Source organism: Pseudomonas sp. GW821-FHT07E12 (assembly GCF_058986605.1).
This window is the reverse complement of record NZ_JBYSVX010000049.1, coordinates 1-24,839: the sequence shown is the minus strand read 5'-3', so window position 1 is coordinate 24,839 and position 24,839 is coordinate 1. Positions and strand designations below refer to the sequence as shown.

The 24,839-nt window shown below is 65.9% G+C and carries 20 protein-coding genes and 1 riboswitch; of the genes, 14 read left to right on the top strand and 6 right to left on the bottom strand.

Features of this window, described 5'->3' with window-relative positions:
* Nucleotides 1-159: 159 nt before the first annotated feature.
* On the bottom strand, nucleotides 160-2,451 hold the full coding sequence (gene metE, locus AC3WJE_RS19380) for a 5-methyltetrahydropteroyltriglutamate--homocysteine S-methyltransferase (protein ID WP_493732472.1): 2,292 nt from the start codon (nucleotides 2,449-2,451) through the stop codon (nucleotides 160-162).
* A gap of 194 nt (nucleotides 2,452-2,645) precedes the next feature.
* Nucleotides 2,646-2,882, bottom strand: a riboswitch (cobalamin riboswitch).
* Nucleotides 2,883-3,556: 674 nt separating this feature from the next.
* Nucleotides 3,557-4,144, bottom strand: coding sequence for a porin family protein (locus AC3WJE_RS19375; RefSeq protein WP_493732471.1), 588 nt, complete (start codon nucleotides 4,142-4,144; stop codon nucleotides 3,557-3,559).
* Nucleotides 4,145-4,295: 151 nt separating this feature from the next.
* Here AC3WJE_RS19375 and AC3WJE_RS19370 point away from each other — a divergent pair, with 151 nt between their 5' ends.
* A complete protein-coding gene (locus tag AC3WJE_RS19370; RefSeq protein WP_493732470.1) occupies nucleotides 4,296-4,436 on the top strand; it encodes a hypothetical protein in 141 nt (46 codons plus the stop codon).
* A 338-nt stretch (nucleotides 4,437-4,774) separates the two neighbouring features.
* Here the strand turns inward: AC3WJE_RS19370 and AC3WJE_RS19365 are convergent, their stop codons facing one another.
* Both AC3WJE_RS19365 and AC3WJE_RS19360 read right to left on the bottom strand, forming a co-directional pair.
* On the bottom strand, nucleotides 4,775-5,776 hold the full coding sequence (locus AC3WJE_RS19365; protein ID WP_493732469.1) for an energy transducer TonB: 1,002 nt from the start codon (nucleotides 5,774-5,776) through the stop codon (nucleotides 4,775-4,777).
* A 198-nt stretch (nucleotides 5,777-5,974) separates the two neighbouring features.
* Nucleotides 5,975-6,583, bottom strand: a complete 609-nt coding sequence (locus AC3WJE_RS19360) for a TIGR00645 family protein (protein ID WP_493732468.1) — start codon at nucleotides 6,581-6,583, stop codon at nucleotides 5,975-5,977.
* Nucleotides 6,584-6,688: 105 nt separating this feature from the next.
* Here AC3WJE_RS19360 and AC3WJE_RS19355 point away from each other — a divergent pair, with 105 nt between their 5' ends.
* From AC3WJE_RS19355 to AC3WJE_RS19325, 7 genes are all read left to right on the top strand, one after another.
* Nucleotides 6,689-7,888: a cation:proton antiporter gene (locus AC3WJE_RS19355; RefSeq protein WP_493732467.1), complete on the top strand. Its 1,200-nt coding sequence runs from the start codon at nucleotides 6,689-6,691 to the stop codon at nucleotides 7,886-7,888.
* A 135-nt stretch (nucleotides 7,889-8,023) separates the two neighbouring features.
* Complete coding sequence (locus AC3WJE_RS19350) at nucleotides 8,024-8,713, top strand: glutathione binding-like protein (RefSeq protein WP_493732466.1); 690 nt, start codon at nucleotides 8,024-8,026, stop codon at nucleotides 8,711-8,713.
* 81 nt (nucleotides 8,714-8,794) lie between these two features.
* Nucleotides 8,795-10,975 carry a S9 family peptidase gene (locus AC3WJE_RS19345; RefSeq protein ID WP_493732465.1) on the top strand — a complete coding sequence of 727 codons (2,181 nt, stop codon included), beginning with the start codon at nucleotides 8,795-8,797 and terminating at the stop codon, nucleotides 10,973-10,975.
* A 177-nt stretch (nucleotides 10,976-11,152) separates the two neighbouring features.
* Nucleotides 11,153-11,530 (top strand): nuclear transport factor 2 family protein, encoded by a 378-nt coding sequence (locus AC3WJE_RS19340; protein WP_493732464.1) that lies wholly within the window; start codon nucleotides 11,153-11,155, stop codon nucleotides 11,528-11,530.
* Between the two features lie 17 nt (nucleotides 11,531-11,547).
* A complete protein-coding gene (locus AC3WJE_RS19335) occupies nucleotides 11,548-12,480 on the top strand; it encodes an NAD(P)-dependent alcohol dehydrogenase (protein ID WP_493732463.1) in 933 nt (310 codons plus the stop codon).
* 2 nt (nucleotides 12,481-12,482) lie between these two features.
* Nucleotides 12,483-13,178, top strand: a complete 696-nt coding sequence (locus AC3WJE_RS19330; protein WP_493732462.1) for a helix-turn-helix transcriptional regulator — start codon at nucleotides 12,483-12,485, stop codon at nucleotides 13,176-13,178.
* Between the two features lie 120 nt (nucleotides 13,179-13,298).
* The gene (locus AC3WJE_RS19325) at nucleotides 13,299-15,080 is read left to right on the top strand and encodes a DUF885 domain-containing protein (protein WP_493732461.1); all 1,782 of its coding nucleotides are present in this window, start codon (nucleotides 13,299-13,301) and stop codon (nucleotides 15,078-15,080) included.
* Between the two features lie 96 nt (nucleotides 15,081-15,176).
* On the opposite strand, the gene AC3WJE_RS19320 is transcribed toward AC3WJE_RS19325, so the two are convergent.
* Nucleotides 15,177-15,605, bottom strand: a complete 429-nt coding sequence (locus tag AC3WJE_RS19320) for a hypothetical protein (RefSeq protein ID WP_493732460.1) — start codon at nucleotides 15,603-15,605, stop codon at nucleotides 15,177-15,179.
* A 165-nt stretch (nucleotides 15,606-15,770) separates the two neighbouring features.
* Here AC3WJE_RS19320 and AC3WJE_RS19315 point away from each other — a divergent pair, with 165 nt between their 5' ends.
* The 3 genes from AC3WJE_RS19315 to AC3WJE_RS19305 all read left to right on the top strand — a co-directional run bounded on the left by AC3WJE_RS19315 (nucleotide 15,771) and on the right by AC3WJE_RS19305 (nucleotide 19,825).
* Nucleotides 15,771-16,019 carry a hypothetical protein gene (locus AC3WJE_RS19315; protein WP_493732459.1) on the top strand — a complete coding sequence of 83 codons (249 nt, stop codon included), beginning with the start codon at nucleotides 15,771-15,773 and terminating at the stop codon, nucleotides 16,017-16,019.
* Nucleotides 16,020-16,215: 196 nt separating this feature from the next.
* Nucleotides 16,216-17,208, top strand: coding sequence for a porphobilinogen synthase (hemB, locus tag AC3WJE_RS19310; RefSeq protein WP_493732458.1), 993 nt, complete (start codon nucleotides 16,216-16,218; stop codon nucleotides 17,206-17,208).
* 91 nt (nucleotides 17,209-17,299) lie between these two features.
* Nucleotides 17,300-19,825: a PepSY domain-containing protein gene (locus AC3WJE_RS19305; RefSeq protein WP_493732457.1), complete on the top strand. Its 2,526-nt coding sequence runs from the start codon at nucleotides 17,300-17,302 to the stop codon at nucleotides 19,823-19,825.
* A 597-nt stretch (nucleotides 19,826-20,422) separates the two neighbouring features.
* Here AC3WJE_RS19305 and AC3WJE_RS19300 read toward each other — a convergent pair.
* The gene (locus AC3WJE_RS19300) at nucleotides 20,423-21,307 is read right to left on the bottom strand and encodes a TolB family protein (protein ID WP_493732456.1); all 885 of its coding nucleotides are present in this window, start codon (nucleotides 21,305-21,307) and stop codon (nucleotides 20,423-20,425) included.
* 52 nt (nucleotides 21,308-21,359) lie between these two features.
* On the opposite strand from AC3WJE_RS19300, the gene aroE reads away from it, so the two are divergent.
* From aroE to dinG, 3 genes are read left to right on the top strand one after another with little or no spacing between them, the layout of a single operon-like run.
* Nucleotides 21,360-22,208: a shikimate dehydrogenase gene (gene aroE, locus AC3WJE_RS19295; RefSeq protein WP_493732455.1), complete on the top strand. Its 849-nt coding sequence runs from the start codon at nucleotides 21,360-21,362 to the stop codon at nucleotides 22,206-22,208.
* A gap of 30 nt (nucleotides 22,209-22,238) precedes the next feature.
* On the top strand, nucleotides 22,239-22,571 hold the full coding sequence (locus AC3WJE_RS19290; RefSeq protein ID WP_493732454.1) for a hypothetical protein: 333 nt from the start codon (nucleotides 22,239-22,241) through the stop codon (nucleotides 22,569-22,571).
* A 57-nt stretch (nucleotides 22,572-22,628) separates the two neighbouring features.
* Nucleotides 22,629-24,755: an ATP-dependent DNA helicase DinG gene (gene dinG / locus AC3WJE_RS19285; RefSeq protein ID WP_493732453.1), complete on the top strand. Its 2,127-nt coding sequence runs from the start codon at nucleotides 22,629-22,631 to the stop codon at nucleotides 24,753-24,755.
* Nucleotides 24,756-24,839: the final 84 nt, after the last annotated feature.

Here is a 24,839-nt window from a genome sequence, read left to right as displayed (position 1 = left end):
CGATGAGGCGTTACCGGTAACGCCTCATCGCGGCTGACGCCGCTCCTGCAAGAGCAATCGCATTGGCAGATCCGGAATCGGACAGGACGACCATGGTGTCGACATACCGTCATCCCCGCCTGAGCGGAGATGACGTCGTCCTTCTGTCTGTCCGCTGACTCAAGCCGCGGCCGCCACCCCCGCACGCAGTCTCCGCGCGGCACTGACCATCGCCTGCAACGCAGCCTCGGTCTCGCGCCAGCCGCGGGTCTTCAACCCGCAGTCCGGGTTCACCCACAGCTGTTCCGGCGCCAGCACCGCGCGCGCCTTCTCCAGCAGTCGCACCATCTCTTCCGACGACGGCACGCGTGGCGAGTGGATGTCGTACACGCCCGGGCCGATCGCGTTGGGATAGCGGAACTTCACGAATGCGTCGAGCAGCTCCATGCGCGAGCGCGAGGTCTCGATCGAGATCACGTCGGCGTCCATCGCCGCCACCGCTTCGATGATGTCGTTGAACTCGGAGTAGCACATGTGGGTATGGATCTGGGTAGCATCGCGCACGCCCGAGGAGGCAATGCGGAACGCTTCCACCGCCCAATCGAGATAGGCGCTCCAGTCGGCGCGACGCAGCGGCAGGCCCTCGCGGATCGCCGGCTCGTCGATCTGGATCACGCCGATCCCGGCCGCTTCCAGGTCACGCACTTCATCGCGCAACGCCAGTGCGATCTGCCGACAGGTGCGCGCACGTTCCTGATCGTCGCGCACGAACGACCACTGCAGCACCGTCACCGGACCGGTCAGCATGCCCTTCATCGGCTTGGCGGTCAGCGATTGCGCATAGGCCGACCAGTACACCGTCATCGGTGCCGGCCGCGCCACGTCGCCGTAGATGATCGGCGGCTTGACGCAACGCGAGCCGTAGCTCTGCACCCAGCCAAGCTTGGTGAAGGCGAAGCCGTCGAGCTGCTCGCCGAAGTATTCGACCATGTCGTTGCGCTCGAATTCGCCGTGCACCAGCACGTCCAGCCCGATCCGCTCCTGCTCGCGCACGCAGCGCTGGGTCTGCGCACGCAGGAACGCGTCGTACTCGCTCGCATCGAGCCGACCCGACTTGAACTGCGCGCGTGCTTCGCGCACTTCGTGGGTCTGCGGGAACGAACCGATCGTGGTGGTGGGATAGGCAGGCAGTTGCAGTGCCTGCTGCTGAGCGACGGCGCGCTGCGGATACGGACCGGCACGACGCGCAGCATCCGGGCCGAGCATGGCGAGCCGGCGCTCCACCTCGGGGCGATGCACGCGCGGCGACTGGCGACGCGATTCCAGCGCCTGGCGCGCCTGCGCCAATCCGGTTTCGGCCGAGGTACGGCCGTCGAGCGCATCGGCCAGCGTGCGCAGCTCGCCGAGCTTCTGCCGGGCAAACGACAGCCAGCTGCGCAGTTCGGCATCCAGGCTCTTTTCCTGCTCCAGATCCACCGGCACGTGCAGCAGCGAGCACGACGGCGCCAGCCACAGCTTGTCGGCGCCGACGTGGCCCTGCGCGTAGCGGGCCAGGATCAGCGCGTTGTCCAGCGCGGTGCGCCATACGTTGCGGCCGTTGACCAGGCCGGCGGAAAGCACGCGTCCGGCCGGCAGCACCTTGAGTACCGCGTCGAGTTGCTCGGTGCCGCGCACCAGATCCAGGTGCAGACCCTCCACCGGCAACGTGGCGGCCAGTTCGAGGTTGTCGCCCAGCGCGCCGAAATAGGTCGCCAGCAGCAACTGCGGACGCGCACCGGTGGCGAGCGTGGCGTAGGCATCGTGCACGGCCTGCTGCCAGCGCGGGTCGAGGTCGAGCGCCAGCACCGGCTCGTCCAACTGGACCCACTCGGCGCCGGCGACGTGCAGTCGCTCAAGCAGTTCGGCATAGACCGGCAGCAGGCGTGGCAGCAGGGCGAGACGATCGCTGCCGTCCACGCTCTTGGACAGCCACAGGAAGCTCACCGGCCCGGGCAGCACCGGCCGGGTGCGGATGCCCAGCTCCAAGGCTTCCTGGAACTCGGCGACCGGCTTGTCGCCACGCAGGCGGAAGCTCTGATCGGCATGCAGTTCCGGCACCAGGTAGTGGTAGTTGGTGTCGAACCACTTGGTCATCTCCAGCGCGTGCAGGTCGATGCCGTTGCGCTGCACGCCACGCGCCATCGCGAAGTAGCCGGCCAGCGGATCGGCATCGGTGAGCGCGCGATAGCGCTCGGGGATGGCATCGAACAGCACTGCCGTATCGAGCACGTGGTCGTACAGGCTGAAGTCGTTGCTCGGCGGCACATCGACACCGGCCTCGGCCTGCAGCCGCCAGTGCCGCGCACGCAGTTCGCGTGCGTTGTCCTGCAGTTGCGCGGCGCTGCTCTGGCCCTGCCAGTGGCTTTCCAGCGCGCGCTTGAGCTCACGCCGCGCACCGATGCGCGGGAAGCCCAGGTTGGTCACGATCGTCATGTTGTTTTCCTCATTGCGTCATTGGGCATTGAGGAACGAAGGAACCGCGCGTCGTGCATCCGTGCCCGCCACGCCAGCGACCTTCGCCCCCGCGGGCGAACCGGCGCCAGCGGGCACGACGGACGGCGTCCGCAACGCATGCGTACGCACGTCCGGCCGCTCCCCGCGGAGCGCCAGGTCGAAACGAAGGACGGTCGTGTCCTCCGGCCCAGGCCGGTATTCGGGCTGATGGACGCGCCGTGCATGCGCACGGGGGCCTAATGCCCGCCGCTTCCCAAGCCTTGAGGGCTCAGTGCTGTTGGCGGGGGTCGTTTCCATTCACCGCTGCGGGGCAGCTCCGGAATGGCGGCAGGGCCGCTTCACCGGATTCCCGTTTAAATACATCGCTTCATCCGAATGAAGCGATGTATACCTTGGCGGCGCACATGGTGGGCGTTCGGGGGCGGGGCGTCAAGCGGGTGGGGTGGGATTTGAGGGGACTGTTCGCGGGGTTTGTCCGCTGTCGTCTCGGCGGAAAGGGGATCCGGTGCTTTCCGCGGTATCCCTCTACCGTCGTCCCCGCGTAGGCGGGGACCCAGTGACTTCCGCACCATCTCATCGTCATCTCACTATCGTCATCCCCGCGAATGCGGGAAGCGCTTTTCAGCAGCCGAAGGCTGATCATCCATGGACGTTGCTTCTTGGGTTTGACGTTGGGGCGACGACAGCAACTGCAACTGCAACAGCAAAGGCTTTCGCTCCTTCGGAGCGAGTCACTTGTTCTTTGCTTGTGCAAAGAAAAGTAACCAAAAGAAGCGCTTTACAGCAGCCGAATGGCTGATCAAGCACACCCCGGCCTACGCGCCCTTCGCTTCGCTACGGGTCCGCGGAGCCGACGGGATTTTCTGACGCGGCATCCATGCCGCGGCAGAAAACGACGCACATCCATGTGCGTCGCCCTTCGGGTTTTTCCCGCCGTCTCCGCCGCTGCGGCAGGGGCCCCGGAAGAGCCAACGGCAAGAGCAAAAATCAACCGCAACAGCGAAGGCAAAATCACGAGCAATAGCAACAGCAACAATCGTTGCTATCGCCATCGCACGCCCCCAGGCTCGTGCGAGTTTGTGACTTAGAACCGGTACTCGACGTTCGCCGAGGCCATGTTGGTGCTCAGGTCGACGCCGAGCTTCTTGGCGTCGTAGTGGTCGTAGGCCAGGCCGGCGCTCAGGTGGTCGGTGAAGTTGTAGCCGGCGCCGGCGCCGGCGTACCAGGAGACCTTGTCGAGATCGTGGCGCTCGGCGGTCAGTTCGTCGTTGCTCAGGCCGTGGCCCTGCCAGCCGTACACGCCGCCGCGAACGCTGGCGTACCACTTCGGGCCGAAGGCGAAGCGCTGGTTCATGCCGACCGTCCAGCCGTGCAGCTGGCTCTTGTCGCCGACGACCGATTGGTTGTTGAACAGGTTCTTGGCCTTGATGTTGCCCAGGTCGTTGTAGCCAACCTCGAAGCCCACCGCCAACCAGGGGAACAGCCCCCAGCGGTAGCCGCCGCCGACGCTGTAGCCGGTGTCGCCGCCATCGTAGCTGCCCTTCTTGATCTCGGTGCGGCCGGCGTTGCCGCCGACGAACCAGCCCGCGTTGTCGGCACTCTGTGCGAAGACGTCGGGAGTCAATGACAGGCCTGCTACGGAGAGGATCAGTGCGATGGCCGACTTGTTCATAAATAATTCCTTGCTTGGGAGAGAGGGAGCGATGCAGGCGTTGACCGGCAAGCGGTCCGACGCGGCGGCGCAGAAATACGCAGCAAGGGTTAGTTTTTTCTAAGCTCACGAACCTGAAAAGCGAAGCTCACGAATCACTCGCGTCATCGATATGACGCATTTTTTGCGCTTTTTCCCCGAAGAAGTGGCCTTCAATGGCATGTGCAGCGGCATGGACTGGCACCTGAACGGAGTGGTGGTCGCGGCTCAGTGGATGCTCGACGTGGTGGTGTCAATCAGGAAAGTCAGTTGAGGAAGCAAGGCGCTCTGTTCGAGCGCGAGAGATCTTGTGGGAGAGACTCTGGGTGGCCTCGGGCCATCAGTCCCGATGGGCTTTATCGGTAAAGCGTCGGGACTGATGGCCCGAGGCCACCCAGAGTCCCTCCTACAAAAGGCGGGTTTTACCCGAGTCCTTCCCACATGAGATTGGCTGTACCGGGCTTTCCTTCACAAAGGGCCCACCATGTCGGAAAGCCAGATGACTTCAGAACGGCTCGCTCGTCCAGATCAAGTGCGAACGCGGCCAAAAGAAAACCCGGCCGGAGCCGGGTTTTCTTCTCGAGCAGATTGAACCGGCGGGTCGTGCCAGGCTCAGGTGCCCGGGTTGAACGACAGCGTGCGGCGCGTGGTGACCGGCGCGGCGACAGGCTCGAACTTCCAGCGCTTGATCGCGTTGAGTGCTTCGCGGTCGAACACGCGCGCCGGGGTCGATCGCAGCACGCGTGAGCTGGTGACCGAGCCATCGGTGCCGACCGTGATTTCCACCAGTACCTCGCCAGCAGTGCCGGCACGCAGGGCTTCGGGTGGATAGCGCGGCGCCGGGGTGCTGATCGGGCGCAGCGTCTGTGCTGCCGGCGCGGCCGCCGTGGTCGCTGGCTTGGCCGGTGCCTGCTGGGCAGCGGCACGCTGCTCGGCTTCGCGTCGGGCGGCGGCCTGGCGTTCGGTCTCGGCAGCCTGCTGACGGGCGGCTTCCTGCTGGGCGGCGATCTGCTGTGCTGCGGCCGCTTCCTTGGCCTGCTGCTCGGACAGCCGCTTCTGTTCGGCCTGCTGTTGGGTCTTCTGCTCGGTTTCCCGCTTGACCCGATCGCTTTCCTGCGCGCTGCGGTTGGCTGCGTTCTGGATGCCGTTGGCCACGCCGGCCTTCAGGCGTGGCAGCGCCGGCGCCTTGGGATCGACCCGCTCGATCAACGCCACCAGGCGTTGCGCTTCGGGGAATTCCTCGCGGCCGATGCTCTGCTCGGCGGCGATCAGTGTGTACGGCAGCAGGTCGGTCAGCGCGCTGCTGACGGCAGCGTCGCCGGGCTGCTTGTCGCGCAACGCCAGGTAGTACTCGACGGCGTTGTTGCCGGCCGGCGCGTACATGCGGTTGTCGCGCAAGGCCTGGGTGGCAGCTTCGCGCAGTTGCTCCACCGACAGCGTCGTGACCTCGGACGACTGCGCGGCATCGGCCGGCGCGGTCGTGGCCGGTGCGGCGGCAGGCGTCGCCGCCGGTGCGCTGGCGGCATCGGCGGGCGTTTCGGCCGCCGGCTTGTCGCCTTGTCCGGAGCAGGCGCTCAGGCCCGCCAGAAAAAGCAGTGGTACGAGTCGCGGCACAGCCCCTCGTGCCTTACGGCCCATCTTCAGATCCGACATGTTTTCCCCCTTGACCCCATTGCGATTGAACGGCAGCGGCTTGGACCGTCACCGGCTTCTCCCGGAACTGGCGACAGGCCTCGCAATCTAGCATCGACAGACGCGGGTCGGGCAGACCGGCGTGCATCCATCGCGGAAAAATCTGTGACCCAAGCCACGTCAGTGGGCGTCGTCGCGCCCACGCGCGGGAGCCGCCATCAGCCGGTCGGTCCAGGCGATGCCGATCGCCGACAGGATGAAGACGCAGTGGATGATGGTCTGCCACAGCACACCCGGCTCGGTCAGGGTGGCGCAACTGACCTGGGCGACCTGGCCGGCGGTCTTGCTCAGCACTTCCGGCGTGCACAGCGGCATGCCGCCAAGCGCGCCGGCGGCGATGAAGGTCTTCAGCAGGTGGATCGAGGAGATGCCGATGATCGCCATCGCCAGCTTCACCTTCAGCACCGAGGCGTTGACGTGGCTCAACCATTCCGGCTGGTCCGGGTGGCCTTCCAGGCCCAGCCGCGAGACGAAGGTCTCGTAGCCGCCGACGATCACCATCATCAACAGGTTGGAGATCATCACCACGTCGATCAGGCCGAGCACGATCAGCATGATCTGCTGCTCGCCCAGGCTCGGCGCCTCGTGGATCAGGTGCCACAGCTCCTTGCCGAACAGGAATACGTAGACGCCCTGGGCGAGGATCAGGCCCAGATACAGCGGCAACTGCAGCCAGCGCGAGGCGAAGATCAGGGCGGGAACGGGCGAAAGCTTCTGGGGCGACGGCATCGGAAGGCGGCATGACAGGGGGAGCCGCAGGGTAGCCGCGTGTCCTCGCGCTGCCAAGCGTGTCAACTGGCGCCATAATCCGCCGTCCCATCACCTCTGGCCGCCATGGCACACCCGCTGAGCACGACCGAAGTGTTCCTGATCGCGATGGCGATCATCGTCTCCATCCCGTATCTGGTGTGGCGGTTGGCGCGCACCGATTACTACGCGCCACTGGTGGTGGTGCAGATCATCGCCGGCATCCTGCTCGGGCCGGGGCTGCTCGGCAAGGCGTTCCCGGACTACTACCGGTTCGTGTTCAACCCGGACGTGATCAAGACGCTCAACGGCCTGGCGTGGTGGTCGGTGATGCTGTTCGTGATGATCGCCGGGATCGAGCTGGACCTGCGCAAGGCGTGGCGCAACCGGATCGAAACCGGCGTCACCGCGGGATTGGCGCTGAGCGTGCCGCTGCTGGCCGGCGCGGTGGTCGCGGTCGGCATGCTCGGTTTTGCCGGCTGGCGCGGCGATGCCGGCCGGCCGTGGCAGTTCGTGCTCGGCATCGGCATGGCCTGTGCGGTGACGGCGCTGCCGATCCTGATCCTGCTGATGGAAAAACTCGCGCTGCTGCGCACGCCACTGGGCCAGCGCATCCTGCGCTACGCCAGCCTGGACGACATCGCGATCTGGGGCGTGCTGGCGCTGGTGTTGCTGGACTGGGAGCGGATCGGCCGGCAGGCGACGTTCCTGGCGGTGTTCGCGCTGGCCTGCGTCGGCTTCCGCGCGCTGATGCGGGCCGTGCCCGAGCGCGACCGCTGGTACCTGGCGCTGATCTGGCTGGCGCTGTGCGCGTTTGGCGCGGACTGGTCGGGCCTGCACTTCATGGTCGGCGCGTTCCTGGCCGGTGTGGTGATGGATGCGGAATGGTTCGAGCAGCAGGCCTTGGACATGCTGCGCCATCACGTGCTGCTGGTGATGATGCCGGTGTTCTTCCTCAGCACCGGCCTGAAGACTGACTGGTCGGTCGGCGGTGCGGCGGTATTCGTGGTCGCGGCGGCGCTGCTGGTCGCGTCGGTGCTCGGCAAGCTGGCCGGTGTGCGTCTGGCCGGGCGTTTGCTGGGCTGGCCACCAGGAGAAGCCTCGCTGATCGGCTGGCTGCTGCAGACCAAGGCGCTGATCATGATCATTTTCGCCAACGTGCTGCTCGACAAGCAGATCATCACCAGCCCGACCTTCACCGCGCTGCTGCTGATGGCGGTAGCCAGCACGATGCTGACCGTTCCACTGGTAAGCCCGAAGTTGCGCGCGTTGCAGCCGCCATCGTAGAGCGGAGCCTGTGTGGGGTAGAGCGTTGGTGTGGCAAAACGCTGTGTTGCCGTGGTCGTACGCCGGCTTGGCCTACCATCGGCGTTCCTGTTCGCCGCGCAGCCGCGTCGGCATCAAACCCACATCGGAGCTGCCATGATCGACCTGTACTACTGGCCCACGCCGAACGGCCACAAGATCACCCTGTTCCTGGAAGAGGCCGGGCTGGATTACACGATCAAGCCGGTCAACATCGGTGCCGGCGACCAGTTCAAGCCGGGGTTCCTGGCGTTCTCGCCGAACAACAAGATGCCGGCGATCATCGATCACCAACCGGCCGATGGCGGCGCGCCGATCAGCGTGTTCGAGTCCGGTGCGATCCTGCTGTACCTGGCCAACAAGACCGGCCGTTTCTTCGGCGCGGATGTGCGCGAGAAGGTCGCGGTCAACCAATGGCTGATGTGGCAGATGGGCGGACTGGGACCGATGACCGGCCAGTACGGCCACTTCAACGTCTACGCACCGGAAAAGATCCCGTACGCGATCGAGCGCTACACCAACGAGGTCAAGCGCCTGCTGGGCGTGCTCGACGGCCAGCTGCAGAAGCATGCGTTCGTCGCCGGCGACAGCTACAGCATCGCCGACATGGCGATCTATCCGTGGATCAATGCCTATGACCGCGCTCCGCTGGACATGACGCCCTATCCGCACGTACAGCGTTGGCAGGCTGAGATTGCTGCGCGTCCGGCGACGGCGCGCGCCTACGCGCTCAGGGAGCAAGTCAACCCCAACGCCGGCAAGCCGCTGAGCGATGAGGAGCGCAAACACCTGTTCGGGCAGAAGTGAACCTCTGCCGCAGGAGCGGCTCTGAGTGGCCTTAGGTCATCCAGAACCGCTGCTGTGTGTGTCTGCATTCTGGGAAACACCATGTCCGCTGCCGAAAAGCTCACCCTCGAAGCCATCACCGGGCCGCTACCGCTATCCGGCCCGACCCTGCTCAAGCCGCAGATAGCACCCGATGGCTCGCGCGTGAGCTTCCTGCGCGGCAAAGCGGACGACCGCAACCGGCTCGACCTGTGGGAGTACGACATCGCCAGCGGCCAGACCCGTCTGCTGGTCGATTCCCAAGTATTGCTGCCGGGAACCGAAACGCTGAGCGAGGCCGAGCAGGCACGTCGCGAACGCCAGCGCATCGCTGCCTACAGCGGCATCGTCGATTACCAATGGGCGCCGGACGCACAAACGCTGCTGTTCCCGCTCGGCGGCGAGCTGTACCTGTACGACCTGCGCCGGCATGGCAGCGCGGCGGTGCGCCGGCTCACCCACGACGAAGGCTTCGCCACCGACCCGAAACTGTCCCCGCAAGGCGGCTTCGTCAGTTTCGTGCGTGATCGCGACCTGTGGGTGATCGACCTGAACAGCGGCACGCAAGCGCAGCTCACTCATGACGGCAGCGAGACCGTCGGCAACGGCGTGGCCGAGTTCGTCGCCGATGAAGAAATGGGCCGCCACACCGGCTACTGGTGGGCGCCGGATGATTCGGCGATCGCCTTCGCCCGCATCGACGAGACGTCGGTGCCGGTGCAGAAGCGCTACGAAGTCCACGCCGATCGCACCGACGTGGTCGAGCAGCGTTATCCGCAGGCGGGCCAGCCGAACGTGCGCGTGCAGCTCGGCGTGATCGTGCCGAGGCCCGATGCGTTGCCGCAGTGGGTCGATCTGGGGCCCGACGAGGACATTTACCTCGCCCGCGTGGACTGGCGCGATCCGCAACGGCTCACATTCCAGCGCCAGTCGCGTGACCAGAAGACGCTCGACCTGATCGAGACGACGCTGGCGACCGGCACACAGCGCACGCTGCTCAGCGAGACCTCGCCGACCTGGGCGCCGCTGCACGACGACCTGCGCTTTCTAGCCGACGGCCGCCTGCTGTGGAATTCCGAGCGCAGCGGTTACGCACACCTGTATCTGGCTTCGATGGACGGCACCACGCTGACGCCGTTGACCTCTGGCGAATGGATCGTCGATCAGGTCGAAGCCGTCGACGAGGTCACCGGTACGGCCTACTTCACCGCCACCCGGGATTCACCGATCGAGAAGCAGTTGTACGCAGTGCCGCTGGCCGGCGGCCCGGTCGAGAAAATCAGCCGCGTGCACGGCACCCACGCGATCAGCTTCGCACGCAACGCCAGCGTGTACGTGGACAGCTGGTCCAACACCACCACGCCACCGCAGATCGAGCTGTTCAAGGCCGATGGCGAAAAGCTCGCCACGCTGGTGAACAACGACCTGGCCGATCCGCAGCATCCGTTCGCGAATTATCGCGACGCACTACGCCCGATCGAGTTCGGCACGCTCACCGCCGCCGACGGCCACACCGAGCTGCACTATCGATTGACCAAGCCCGAGAGCTTCGATCCGACGCGGAAACACCCGGTGGTGGTCTATGTTTACGGCGGCCCGGCTACACAGACCGTGACCGACAGCTGGCCGGTGCGCGCCGATGCGATGTTCGACCAGTACCTCGCCCAGCACGGCTACGTGGTGTTCTCGCTGGACAATCGCGGCACGCCGCGCCGCGGTCGTGATTTCGGCGGCGCGCTGTACGGCCGCCAGGGCACGGTGGAAGTGGACGACCAGCTGCGCGGCATCGAATGGCTCAAAGCACAGCCGTGGGTGGACGCATCGCGCATCGGCGTGCAGGGCTGGTCCAATGGCGGCTACATGACGCTGATGCTGCTGGCCAAGCACAGCGACGCCTATGCCTGTGGCGTGGCTGGTGCGCCGGTCACCGACTGGGCGCTGTACGACACGCACTACACCGAGCGCTACATGGGCCTGCCGGCGGCGAACGTATCCGGCTATCGCGAAGCACGCGTGGCCGAACACCTGGATGGGCTCACCTCGAAGTTGCTGCTGATCCACGGCATGGCCGACGACAACGTGCTGTTCACCCACAGCACTTCGCTGATGAGCGACCTGCAGAAGCGCGGCACGCCGTTCGAGTTAATGACGTATCCGGGGGCCAAGCACGGCCTGTCCGGCCGCGACGCGCTGCACCGCTATCGCACTGTCGAGGCGTTCATCGCGCGCTTCTTGACGCCGTAGCCCATTGGAACGGCTCGGTTCGCATAGAACCGGAGCCACATTAAGGAGGCGGTCAAGCCGGCCTTGCCAGTCCCTGGTCGGCGGGCTTGCCGGTTTGGGCGTTACTCGCACGATACTGACAGAATCTGTCAGTATGAGGGTCTAGATTGGCGCTCCCAACCCGACAGGAGTTCCATCATGACCACCGCCTATTCCAGCGCCCTCGAAGTCGCGCGCACTTACGTTGAGGCCATCGCAGCCAAGGATGCCGAAACGATCCTTTCGCTTTCGGCAGAAGACGTAATCTGCACCTCGCCAATTGGACGGATCACTGGCCTGGAGCGTTTCCGCGCGTTCCATGAGGGATTCTTCCAGATGATCACGGAGCTGACCGTCCTCGCCGTATACGGTGACGAGAAACAAGCCGTCGTGGTCTATGAGGTGCAGACTCATCCCGTTCCCTATTGTCTTGTCGCCGAGCTGGTCAAGGTCAACGACGGCAAACTCGCTTCCACCGACGTCATCTACGACGCCACCCCGTTTGCTGCGTATATGGCGTTGGTACAGCCGCACTGAACGATTGGAGCCTTTTCATGAAACGTATTCAATACGACAGGTACGGTGGCCCGGAACTGATGCGGCTGGAGGCGTTCGAGCCGGTTGCTCCGGGCCGGGGCGAGGTGGTGGTGAAGGTGAAGTTTGCCGCGATCAATCCCATCGATTGGAAGCTGCGCAACGGCTACCTGAAGATGGTCACGGGCAAAGTATTCCCGCGTGCGATGGGCAGCGATTTTTCCGGCACGGTGATCGCGGTCGGCCCGAGTGTCATGCGCGTTAATCCCGGTGATGCGGTGTTCGGTATGGCGAGTATCAAGCAGAGCGGCGCACTTGGTCAGATGGTGGTCACCAGCGAAACCCTGCTGGCTCACAAGCCCGATGCCATGTCCTTTGAGGATGCTGCTTGTCTTGCGACCCCGGGCGTCACCGCCTGGAACGGGTTGGTGGACAAAGCGAAGCTGAGCGCCGGCCAGCATGTGTTCGTCAACGGCTGTACTGGCGCAGTGGGCGAAGCGAGCGTGCAGCTTGCGCGGATGTTGGGTGCCACGGTGTCGGGTAGCTGCAGCGCCGGGGCGATGGAGCATGCGCAGGCGCTCGGACTCGAGCGCGTGGTTGACTATCGAATCACCGATCTGTCGAAGCTCGGCGAGCACTTCGATGTGGTGTACGACACAGCCGGTGTCCTGCCAGCCACAACGGGTTTTGCTTTGACAAAGCAGGATGGTGTGTTCCTGGACATCAATCCGACACCGGGCAAGTTCATCCGTGCGATCTTCAACCGTCGGTTGAAGCCGATTGTCTGCACGCCGCGCGCCGACATTCTGGATTCGCTTGCGCGCGCGGCTCAGGAAGGCGAGTACCGCTTGCCGGTTGCCAAAATCGTGCCGTTGAATGCGGCGATCGGATTGATCGCCGCGTTGGAGTCCGGGAGCAAACTCAATGGGAAAGGCCTGGTCGCCATGGAGTAGGCATGGCGCGCAGCCATAGACTGTTTGAGCTGATGCAAGTGCTTCGTCGGCACCGCGGGTCGGTGTCCGGCCAAGTGCTGGCGCAGGAAACCGGTGTATCGCTGCGCACGGTCTATCGCGACATCGCTACATTGCAGGCGATGGGGGCAGACATTGATGGCGAAGCCGGGGTCGGGTACATCCTGCGCCCCGGTTTTCTGTTGCCGCCCATGTCCTTCACCGAGGAGGAAGTGCAGGCATTGGTCGCGGGCGTGCAGTGGGTCAGTCGCCAGACAGACGATACGCTGGCGCTCGCTGCCCAGAACGCACTGGCCAAGATCGGCGCCGTCTTGCCGCCCGAGATACGCAGGGGGCTGGACGATGATGCGATCTACGTGGGCCGTCAAAAAGGGGGCGCTTCCGGTCTCGACCTGGGTCTGGTACGCAAGGCGATGCGCGGGCAGCGCAAGATGAAGATTGTGTACGCGGATCAGGAAGGCATTGCATCGGAGCGCACGATTTGGCCGATCATGCTGGGCTTTGTCGAATCGAAACGATTCATTGCTGGATGGTGTGAGTTGCGCAACGACTTCCGCTTGTTCCGTGCCGACCGCATCGCCAGATCGGAATTCCTAGGCGAGCGCTACATACCCAGCCGCCGCGAGCTTGTAAAGCAATGGCGAAGAAAAAGGGCGAGAACCGCATCGCCAACGGAATGAACGTCCTGCCGGGTATTTGGAAGCAGCCTTCAGCGGTCGGCATGACCTTTGACCCGTTGCCCGGCCGTGGCCGGGGACGTACGTTGCCGGTCCTGCCGTTCCGACTCAGGAGACCACCCGATGAAACCGCTCGTCCTGGCCGTCTCGTTGGCGCTGCTTGCGCCGCTGTCCCCGTCCGCGCTGGCGGCTCCCGCCAAGTCTGCTACGCCGGCCACGCCGCAATGGGTCACGCGCAGCAACGAGTACGCGCAGATCCTGTTGCAGGCGCAGGCGCCGTTCCAGCCCGAGGAAGCCAGCTTCTTCGGTGTGCCCGGCTACGACGACAAGGTGACCGATCTCGGTCCCGGTCACGACCAGCGTCAGCGCGATGCCCTGGGCAAGGCGCGTGCCGCGCTGCAACAGAAACTCGCGGTCGAGCGCGATCCGAATGTGCGCCAGGATCTGGAAATCATGATCGCCGCCGCCGATCGCCAGACCGAAGGCAGCCAGCTCGAAGAGCGCTACCTGCTGCCCTGGGTCGACGTGCCCAAGCTGGTGTTCGGTGGCATGAACTACCTGCTTTCCGACCAGACCCCGGCGTCGCGTCGCGCCCGCGCGCTGGATCGCCTGCGCAACTACGCCGGCCTGCTGCCGGGCGGTACGCCGATCGCCACGCAAGCGCGTGCGCGTTACGAGGAGCGGCTGGGCGATGCGCAATTGCTGCAGCCGACCCGGATCGAGGTCGAGCAGGCGCTGGCCAATGTCGATACCTACATCGCCGGCATCGACCAGCTGTTCGCCAAGTACGGCATCAAGGATCGCGAGGTGATCGCGGCGGTATCGACCCAGCTCAAGGATTACGCCGCCTGGACCCGCGCCGAGGTGCTGCCCAAGGCGCGCGAGGACACGCGGTTGCCTGCGCCGTTGTATGCCTTCCAGCTCAAGCAGGTCGGCATCGACATCGACCCGCAGCTGCTGATCCAGCGCGCCGAACTGGAGTTCATGGAAACCCGCTCGGCGATGCGCCAGCTCGCGCCGCTGGTGGCGAAAGAGAAGGGCCTGCCGGCCGGCGGCGATTACGTCGATGTGATCCGCGCGCTCAAGCGCGACAAGATCGCCGACGACAAGCTGGAATCGTATTACCGGGGCGTGATCGACCGGATCGACCCGATCATCCACGCACAGCGCATCGTCGACGTACCGAACCGGCCGATGCAGATGCGCCTGGGCTCGGCCGCCGAGAGCGCGGCGCAGCCGGCACCGCATTTCCTGCCGGCGCCGCTGATCGGCAACACCGGCCAGCAGGGCCAGTTCGTGCTGCCGCTCGGCAATCCCGACGCGGGCAGCGGCAAGAGCGGTCAGTACGATGACTTCAACTTCGGCGCGGCAGCGTGGACGCTGAGCGCGCACGAAGGCCGGCCGGGCCACGAACTGCAGTTCACCGCGATGGTCGAGCGTGGCATATCGCTGGCACGCAGCATGTTCGCGTTCAACTCGGTCAACGTCGAAGGCTGGGCGCTGTACGCCGAGGCCGAGATGGTGCCTTACGAGCCATTGGACGGGCAGTTGATCGCCCTGCAGCTGCGCCTGCTGCGCGCCGCCCGCGCGGTGCTCGACCCGATGCTCAACCTCGGCCTGATCGACCGCGAACGCGCACGGCAGGTGCTGGAGAACGACGTTGGCGTATCACCGGCAATGGCGCGGCAGGAGCTGGATCGCTACATGGTGCGCGCACCGGGACAGGCCGGCAGCTACTTCTACGGTTACACCCGCATCCTGGAACTGCGCATGCGCACCGAGCTGGCGCTTGGGCCGAAGTTCGACCGGTTGAAGTTCAACAACTTCCTGCTCGACCAAGGTCTGTTGCCGCCGGATCAGCTGGCCAAGGCGGTGGAAGAAGTGTTCATTCCGTCGCAGCGTTGAGCTGAAGGTTCAGCGCTTTACCGCCGCGGCTTCGGCCGCGGCAGGTTTCACGAGTGAGGCTGGTAACTCACGCTCGCGAGCGTGCAACACCGAAAACTACGGCTGCTCCTGCGCCCCAGCCGGCACCCAGATCGCCACACCCGCCGCATGCTTCTGCGTAGTCGGAATCCCGATACCCAACCCGCCACCCACATGGCCGCCGTAAGTGCCGGCACCGACCGACACCCCGCCACCGGAGCGTTGCGACCCCACGCCCATCAGCACGATGCCGTTGGCACCGAGCTTGGCTGCTTCACGCTTGAGCCGTTCCAGCGCGGCATCGGTCTGGCCCTGGGTGCCGAAACCGGCGGCGCTGGTCGATTCGATCTGCGCGATCTCCACCGAGCCGACCGGCGGCGTGTTGTAGACACGCACCAGCGCCGGATCAATCGGCGGGCGCGCCTGGCCCATCATCACCTTCGAGGAGCTAGCGCAGCCGGCCAGCGCGAGGCCGAGCAGGGCAGTGGTCAACAGGCGTCTGGTCATGGCATTCCCCTCCGGTGATGGTCCGCATGATCCGGCCGTACCGCTGAATGTGGCCGGAGCTCCGCCATTCTGCCCAAGACCGGTCCAGGCGACATGACGACCGGCCCGGTCATGGGCCGCAAAGGGGCGCTATCGTGGCGGCTCTGGATCAACGAGGAGCATGAAATGGGACTGATCAGCCTGCTGTGGGGTGTCGTGGCGCTGTTGTGGATGATCCTGGCCTTCATCCCGCTGCTGGGGTGGGGCAACTGGTTCCTGATCCCGTTCGCGGCGGTCGGCGCGATCATCGCCGCCATCGGCATCCTGTTCACTGCGCCGGAAAACCGCAGCCGGGCCAGGACCGGCCTGCTGCTCAACGGCATCGTGATCCTGGTCGGCACGTTCCGGCTGATGCTGGGTGGCGGCCTGATCTGAGGCTGGATTCGCAGGACAAAGCCCGCTTCGGTCCTGCGCCGTGCCACGGCGCGACATTCCGACGCATCGGAAATCGGCGGCGCACCCCGGGCGTAGAATGCGCGGCCTGTGTTTCCCCATTGATGGCATGTCGTCGTCGGTCGGTGCCGCTTCCGACCGACGGTCTGCCGCAACCATCGCTTCGAGACAGTCCGCCATGAGCCATCCGCATTACCGCCCGCGCCGCATGCGTCGCCACGACTTCACCCGCCGGCTGATGCGCGAGCACACGCTGACCGTCGACGATCTGATCTGGCCGGTGTTCGTGCATGAGCTGGAAGGGCGCGTACCGGTGGCGTCGATGCCGGGCGTGGAGCGGTTGTCGATCGACGAACTGCTCAGGGAAGCCGAGCAGGCGCTGGAGCTGGGCATCCCGGTGATCGACCTGTTCCCGGTGATCGATCCTTCGGCCAAGAGCCTGGATGCGTCCGAGGCGTGGAATCCCCAGGGCCTGACCCAGCGCACGATCCGCGCGCTGAAATCGCGCTTCCCCGAGCTGGGGGTGATGACCGACGTCGCTCTGGATCCGTACACCACCCACGGCCAGGACGGCATCATCGACGCCGCCGGCTACGTGCTCAACGACATCACCGTCGAAGCGCTGGTGAAGCAGTCGGTTTCGCATGCCGAGGCCGGCGCCGACATCATCTCGCCCAGCGACATGATGGACGGGCGCATCGGCGCGATCCGCCGCGCGCTGGACGCTAATCCCGAGCTGATCAACGTCAGCATCATGGCGTACTCGGCCAAGTACGCCTCGGCGTTCTACGGCCCGTTCCGCGATGCGCTCGGCAGCGCCAACAGCTTGGGCAAGGCCGACAAGAAGACCTACCAGATGGACCCCGGCAACGGCGACGAGGCGCTGCGCGAGATCGCGCTGGATCTGGAAGAGGGCGCGGACATGGTGATGGTCAAGCCCGGCATGCCGTACCTGGACGTGGTGCGGCGGGTGAAGGACACCTTCCACGTGCCGACCTACGCCTACCAGGTCAGCGGCGAGTACGCGATGCTCAAGGCCGCCGTCGCCAATGGCTGGCTGGACGAGCGCAAGTGCGTGCTGGAATCGCTGCTGGGCTTCAAGCGCGCCGGCGCCGACGGCGTGTTGACCTACTTTGCGCCGCAGGTGGCACGCTGGCTCAAGGAAGGTTGAGCCGCCAGGCCGCTTTCGCCCCTTGGCGAATGATTCTCATCTAGAATTTCCGGCTCGATCGCCGCTCCCCGTCGGCGCCAGCGGACCGTTGATGTTCAAGAAAATCCTGTTCCAGCTGCACTGGCTGCTGGGCATCAGTGCCGGTGCGGTGCTGGCGCTGATGGGGCTGACCGGCGCCACGCTGGCGTTCGAGGACGAGGCGCTGCGCGCGCTGAACCCGCCGCAGACCGCGATCGCCGAGCGCCATGCGCGCGGCGAGACGCCGTTGCCGCTGCCCGAGCTGGTGCGGCGGCTGGGGATCGGCCCGGACCAGGGGCTGTCGCGGCTGATCGTCGATCCGACCGGCGATCGCCTCTCGCGCCTGCGTGCGGAAGCGCGCGGCACCCGCAGCGAGTTCTATTTCGATCCCTACACCGGCCAGCGCCTGCCGGAGCTGCGCGGCGTCGAGTTCTTCCAGTTCGTCGAAGAGCTGCACCGTCACCTCGCCGCCGGCGAGCGCGGCAAGGCGGTGACCGGCGCGTGCGTCATCATCCTGCTGTTCTTCTGCCTGTCCGGCCTCTACCTGCGCTGGCCACGGCAGTGGTGGAACTGGCGTACCTGGGCAGTGGTGGAATGGCGCCGCCAGGGCCGCAGCTTCCTGTGGAGCCTGCATTCGGTGATCGGCACCTGGTGCCTGCTGCTGTACGTGGTGATCGCGCTGACCGGGCTGTACTGGTCCTATGACTGGTATCGCCAGGGATTGACGCAATTGCTCGGTGGCACGCCGCCGGCGTCGGCCGAACGTGGGCCACGTGGAGGCGGTGGCGAGAAGCGTGCGAGTTTGGATCTGGCACGTGTGCAAGCGGCGCTGGATGCCGTTCCCGGCCTGGAGCGCGATCTGTACGACACGCGTTTTCCGCCACGCGGCACCAAGGTGGCGGTACGTTACCGCCCGGCCGACGCGGTGCATTCGCGCGCCTATGACCTGATCGAAATCGACGGTGCCAGCGGCCGCGTGCTGAACCGTGAATCCTATGCCGCGCAGTCGGCCGGCAAGCAGGTGCTGACCAGCATCTATGCGCTGCACACCGGCAGTTTCTTCGGATTGCCTGGGCGGATTGCGTGGATGCTGGCGGCGATGTGCATGCCGTTGTTCTTCATCACCGGCTGGCTGCTGTACCTCGATCGCCGCCGCAAGAAGCGTGCGCTGCGTGAAGCACGCCATGCGTTGACCCCGGCCCTGGCCGATGGTGAGCCCTGGCTGGTCGGTTTCGCCAGCCAGAGCGGCTTGGCCGAACAGCTGGCTTGGCATGCTGCCGGCCAGTTGCAGGCGGTCGGCATGCCGGCGCAGGTGCGACCGCTGGCGCAACTCGATCTGGCTGCGCTGGGCGCGACTCGACGCGCCTTGTTCGTGGTCAGCACGTTCGGCGATGGCGAGCCGCCGGATGCCGCGCGCGGCGTGGAAAAGACCCTGTTGCGTCAGGCGCAGGCGCTGCCCGATCTGGGTTACGCGCTGCTGGCATTGGGTGATCGCCAGTACGTCCGTTTCTGTGGATTCTCGCGCCGGCTGGAGGGATGGTTGGCGGCACAGGGTGCGCAGCCGCTGTTCCCGACGGTGGAAGTCGACAACGCCGATCCGCAGGCGCTCGCACAATGGCAGGCGCGGCTGGCTGATGTGACCGGTGTGGCGGCCACCTCGTTCGACCTGCAGCGTCCCGCGCTGATGGGTTGGCGTCTGCGCAGGCGTGAGTGGCTCAATCCCGGGAGCGAAGGTGGCGAGACCTGGCGGATCGATCTGGACCCGCCGGCCGACGCGCACTGGCAGGCTGGCGACATCCTGGAAATCCAGCCGCAGCATGCAGCGGAGGATGTGCGGGCGTGCCTGCAGGCCTGGGAGCTGGATCCCGAGGCGCCGGTACACGCCGGTGGTCGCGTGCTGGCGCTGGTCGAGGCAGCTGCGTTCCGCCTGTTGCCGTCGGCACCTGCTCCAGATGCAGCGCGGCCCGCGCCGCAGGCATGGCTGGATGCGTTGTCGCCGCTCGGCGTGCGCGAATACTCGATCGCTTCGATCGCCGATGATGGCGTGCTGCAACTGGTGGTGCGATTGGCGCGCGACGAAGCCGGTCGCCCCGGCCTCGGCTCGGGTTGGCTGGTGCTGCATGCGCCGATCGGTGGCGAGGTGCAGTCGCGGGTCCGCGCCAATCCCGGTTTCCGTCGCAGCGCGGGCGTGCCGATGGTGTTGATCGGCAACGGTACCGGTATCGCCGGTCTGCGCAGTTTGCTGGTCGAGGCGCAGCACGCGGGTGAGTCGGGGCACTGGCTGATGTTCGGCGAGCGTCGTGCCACGCACGATCGATTGTTTGGCGAGGAGCTGGATGCCTGGTACGCGCAGGGGCATGTGCAGCGGCTCGATCTGGCGTTCTCGCGTGATCAGGCGCGCAAGGTGTATGTGCAGGAGCGCCTGCGTGAGGGGGAAGATGAGTTGCGCGAGTGGCTTGCGCGTGGGGCTGTGATCCATGTCTGCGGCAGTTTGCAGGGGATGGCGCAGGCGGTGGATGTGGAGTTGCGGCGGCAGTTGGGGGATGAGGGGTTGGATGTGTTGATTGCGCAGGGGCGGTATCGCCGGGATGTTTATTGAGTGATTGCCGAAGGCGTTGCGCCTTTGTATGTGTATGTAGGAGCGGCTTTAGCCGCGATGGGGCTTTACCCCAGGAATTGGAATTTGTGGGAGGGACTTCAGTCCCGACGGGCTTTCCTGGTGATGCTGCGGGTTTGCTGGTTGAAGCTACGATCAAGATCAAGATCAAGATCAACGGCTTTCGCTCCTTCGGAGCGAGTCACCTTTCTTTGCTCGTGCAAAGAAACGTAACCCAAAGAAACACGCCCCAGTCCTCGCGCCCTTCGCTGCGCTACGGGTTCACTGCGCCAGCGGGATTTTCTGACGCGGCATCCATGCCGCGGCAGAAAACGACGCACATCCATGTGCGTCGCCCTTCGGGTTTTTCCCGCTGGCTCCGTCGCTGCGGATGGGGGCCCCGGAAAAGCGAAGAGCAACTGCAGAAGCAAAATCACGAGCAACGGCAACGGCAACGGCAACGGCCGTAGAGCCGAGCTTGCTCGGCTACTGGAAGTGGGGAAATACCTTCACCTGCTATCGGATACTCCGCCCGTCGTCCCCGCGTAAGCGGTGACCCAGCGACTTACACGCGGGCCGCATCAAACCGAACCACATGCTTCACCGGCAATCGTCACTGCCCGTCACAACCGGCGCTTTCATCCGGTAGATATCGTGCTTGCCCGCTTTCGGCGCCCGCGCGCTGCCGCTGATCAGCAGTTCGCCGGGTTTGTTGGCATCGACCACCGGCCCACGCGTGTTGCCGTCGGCGGTGTTGAACGACACCGGCAGTGGCTGCGGCTCGCTGTAGCGGCCGTTCGCGCATTGCGCCAGCCACAATTGCATCGGTCGCGTTGATGCGTCATCGGAGCGCGCAAACACCAACGCGCGACCGTCGCCCAACCACGCCGCCTCGGTTTCATCCGCGGCGGTATTGATACCTGGCACCGGTTGCGGATTGGCGAACGCGCGACCGTTCCAGCGTGCGACGAACAGGTCGTGATGGCCGGCGCCGCCGTGTCCGTCGCTGGCGAACAGCAGGCGGGTGCCGTCCAGTGACAGCGTCGGTGCGCGCTCATCGCCACGAGTGTTGACGCCGGCGCCTAGGTTTTCGGCAGGGCCGATTCCGGTCGCGGTGACCGCGGCGCGATACAGGTCGTTGCCGCCCAGGCCGCCCGGCCGGTTCGAGACGAAGTACAGCCAGCGGCCATCGGCGCTGAAGAACGGGGCGGACTCGTCGGCGGGCGTGTTCAACGCCAGCGGTTGCGGTTCGCTCCAGCGGCCTTGCGCGAGTGTGGCCTGCCATAGATCCCGGCCGCCTGGGCCGCCGGCGCGGTCGCTGTCCCAGACGATGTGCTGGCCGTCCGGCGCCACCGTCGCGCGCAGCTCGTCGGCCGGCGTGGAGACCACGCCCATGCCCTCGATACCGAATTCGGCCAGTCCCGTCGCCGTCGGGGCCCAGAGTACACTCGCCGCCAGCGCGAGCAGCGACCATCGGATCCGCATGCGGTTCTCCTGGGAAGGTAACGCGCAAGTCTAGCCAATCGAGAAGGTTCCAATGCCCGCTTCCCGTTATGCCGTGTTCGGTCATCCCGTTGCCCACTCGCTGTCGCCGCGCATCCATGCCGCGTTCGCACGCCAGCATGGGATCGCGCTGGAGTACACCGCGATCGATGCCGCGCCCGAGGCGTTCACCGCCACGCTGGAACGTTTCGCCGCCGAGGACGGTGCCGGCGCCAATGTCACGCTGCCGTTGAAGGAGCAGGCCTTTGCGCTGGCATCCACGCTCAGCGAGCGGGCGCGCCGTGCCGGCGCGGTCAACACGCTGGTGCGCCAGGACGGGCAGTGGCATGGCGACAACACCGATGGCGCCGGGCTGGTGCGCGATCTCACCGATCGCCACGGCATGGACCTGCGCGGCCGCCGCGTGCTGCTGCTCGGTGCGGGCGGCTCCGCGCGCGGGGTGGCGCCGGCGCTGCTGGATGCCGGCGTGCGTGAAATGGTGATCGTCAACCGCACTCCCGAGCGCGCCGATGCCCTGAGCGATGTGCTCGGCGAGCCGGCGCGCGCGTTGTCGCGCTACTGGACCGACCTGCGCGATCTGGGCGACTTCGAACTGATCATCAACTCGACGTCGACCGGCCGCGAGCCGGGCGCCACGTTCTCGCTGCCGCGTTCGCTGATCAACAGCATGACCACCGCGGTGGACCTCAACTACGGCGATGCGGCGATCGCGTTCCTGGCCTGGGCGCGCGCGGCGCAATGTCGCAACAGCGTGGACGGGCTGGGCATGCTGGTCGAACAGGCGGCAGAGAGCTTCGAGGCCTGGCATCGCCTGCGCCCCGACACCGCGCCGGTGTATACCGCGCTGCGCGAACGCGCCGCGCTGCTGGTCGGCGAAGACTGATCTCAACTCATACCAAGGCAGGTAACAGGGATGAACGCATTGACGTTCCTGAGCATCGGGCTGTACTCGTTGCCGATGATCATCACGCTCATTGTCGGTCTGGTGCTGGTGGCAACGACGCCACGCGGCGGCACACGCTCGCTGGCGTTGGCCGGACTGGCGGTGCTGCTGCTTGGCACGCTTGCGAGCCTTGTGCAGTCCAGCCTGCCGATGTTGCTGGTCGAACGCGGGATGGCAATTCAGGCGGTGGGCACCGTGATTGCCGTGGTCAGCGGCGGTGTGATGTTGATCCACGTCGTCGGCATGGTGCTGGTGGTGTGGGCGCTGCGGCGCGCACTGCGCCGTAACCCGGCCAACGGCTGAACCCAGCCGCGACCACCTGGTTTCAGTCCGAGGGGTGCGGCATGAGAAAATGCCGCCATGACCGAGCCAGCCAGCCAGGCGCCCCCCGAGGCCGCCAAGACCACGCGCGTCCTCAACGAACCGACCAAGGCCGGTATCCGCGAGGCCTACGCCAAGCTGCAGGCCAATACGCCCGGCTTTGCCACCCGTCGTGCGCAGAGCCAGATGATCGGCGTGGTCTCGCGCGCGCTGGCGACCTCCGGCGGGATCGGCGTGGTCGAGGCGCCGACCGGCGTCGGCAAGAGCCTGGGCTACCTCACCGCCGGCGTGCCGATCGCGCTGGCGGCCAAGAAGAAGCTGGTGATCAGCACCGGCACGGTGGCGTTGCAGTCGCAGTTGGTCGAGCGCGACATCCCCGCGTTTTTGAAGGCCACCGGCCTGGAGGCGACGGTCGCGCTGGCCAAGGGCCGCACCCGTTACCTGTGCACGCGCAATGCCGCCGAGCTGCACGGCGAAGCCAGCCAGGAATCGATGTTCGGCGACGAACAGGCGCTGTACGACCGCCCGCTCAGCCCGGCCGATGCCGAGATCGCGCATCGCCTGACCAAGGCCTACACCGAGCGCCGCTGGAACGGCGACCTCGACGAGGCGCCCGAGACCGTCTCGGCATCGCTGCGGATGCGCATCACCACGCCGGCTTCCAGTTGCGCGGGACGGCGTTGCAGCTATTCGGCGCAGTGCCCGGTGCTGAAGGCGCGCAGCGACGTGCGCGAGGCCCAGGTCGTGGTCACCAATCACGCGCTGCTGCTGTCGGCGCTGTCGCTGGGCGATTCGGACAACGGCCAGCCGTTGATCGCGCCGCCCTCGGACATGCTGCTGGTGCTCGACGAGGGCCACCACATCGCCGGCGTGGCAATCGACCAGGGCGCGGCCACGCTGCCGCTGGACGACATGGCGCGCCGCACCGGCCGTATGCAGATTCTGATCGCGGCGGCCTACCGCGCGATCGACAAGGAAAAGATCGGCAACCTGCTGCCGGGCGAGGCGATCGAAGTGGCCGCGCGCGTCAACAAGCTGCTCAAGGCCTTCCACGCGACGGTGGAAATGGCGTGGAAGCCGGATCCGTCCGAGCGTGAGCCGCAGTGGCGTGCACCCAATGGCCAGTTGCCACCCGACTGGCGCCCGGCGATCGAGGAACTCGGCGAGGACACCCGCGCGCTGTTCAACTGGGTGCATGCCGCGCACGGACTGGTCGCCAAGGCCAAGCAGGACGACGCAGCGCGCGAGCGTCTGCAGCGCAGCCTCGGCATGGCGCTGGAGATGGTCGAGCAGCAGCACGCGCTGTGGACCGGCTGGCGTCGTGAGGACAGCGAGGGCCAACCGCCGATGGCGCGCTGGATCACCCTGGCGCGCGATGGCGATCTGGTCTGCCACTGCTCGCCGGTGTCGGCCGCGCAGGTGCTGCGCAAGCTGCTGTGGAGCGAGGTCGATTCGGTGGTGATGACCTCGGCGACGCTGGCCGGCGGCGGCGACTTCCAATCCTTCGCGATCGACAACGGCGTGCCCGAGCATGCCGAAATGATCGCGTTGGCCTCACCGTTCGATCTGCACAACCAGGCCGAGCTGATCGTGCCGAAGTTCCCGGCCACGCCGGACGACCGCGAGGGCCATCCGAAGGAAGTGGCGCGCTATCTGGTGCGCGAGCTGGACTGGGGCAAGGGCAGCATCGTGCTGTTCACCTCGCGCTGGAAGATGGAGAAGGTCGCCGACCTGCTGCCGATCGCGCAACGCAACCGCGTGCTGGTACAGGGTGACGGCAACAAGAGCCAGTTGATCGGCGAACACGTGCGCCGCATCGGTGCCGGCGAAGGCTCGGTGTTGTTCGGGCTCAATTCGTTCGGCGAAGGTCTGGACCTGCCCGGCGAGGCCTGCACCACGGTGGTCATCACCCAGGTACCGTTCGCGGTGCCGACCGATCCGCAGACCGCCACGCTCGGCGAATGGATGGAGAGCCGCGGCCTCAACCCGTTCAACCTGATCGCGATCCCGCATGCGCTACGCACGCTCACTCAGTTCGCCGGTCGCCTGATCCGCAGTTCCAACGACCACGGCCGCGTCATCATCCTCGACTCGCGCCTGCTCACCCGCCACTACGGCCGCCGCATCATCGACGCGTTGCCGCCGTTCAAGCGCGTGATCGGCTGATTGGTCATGTAGCAACTGTCTTGTTTACCCAAGCGCAGGTGTGCCGGCCCAGGCATCACGAGCGCGGGCATTGAGGATCACCAG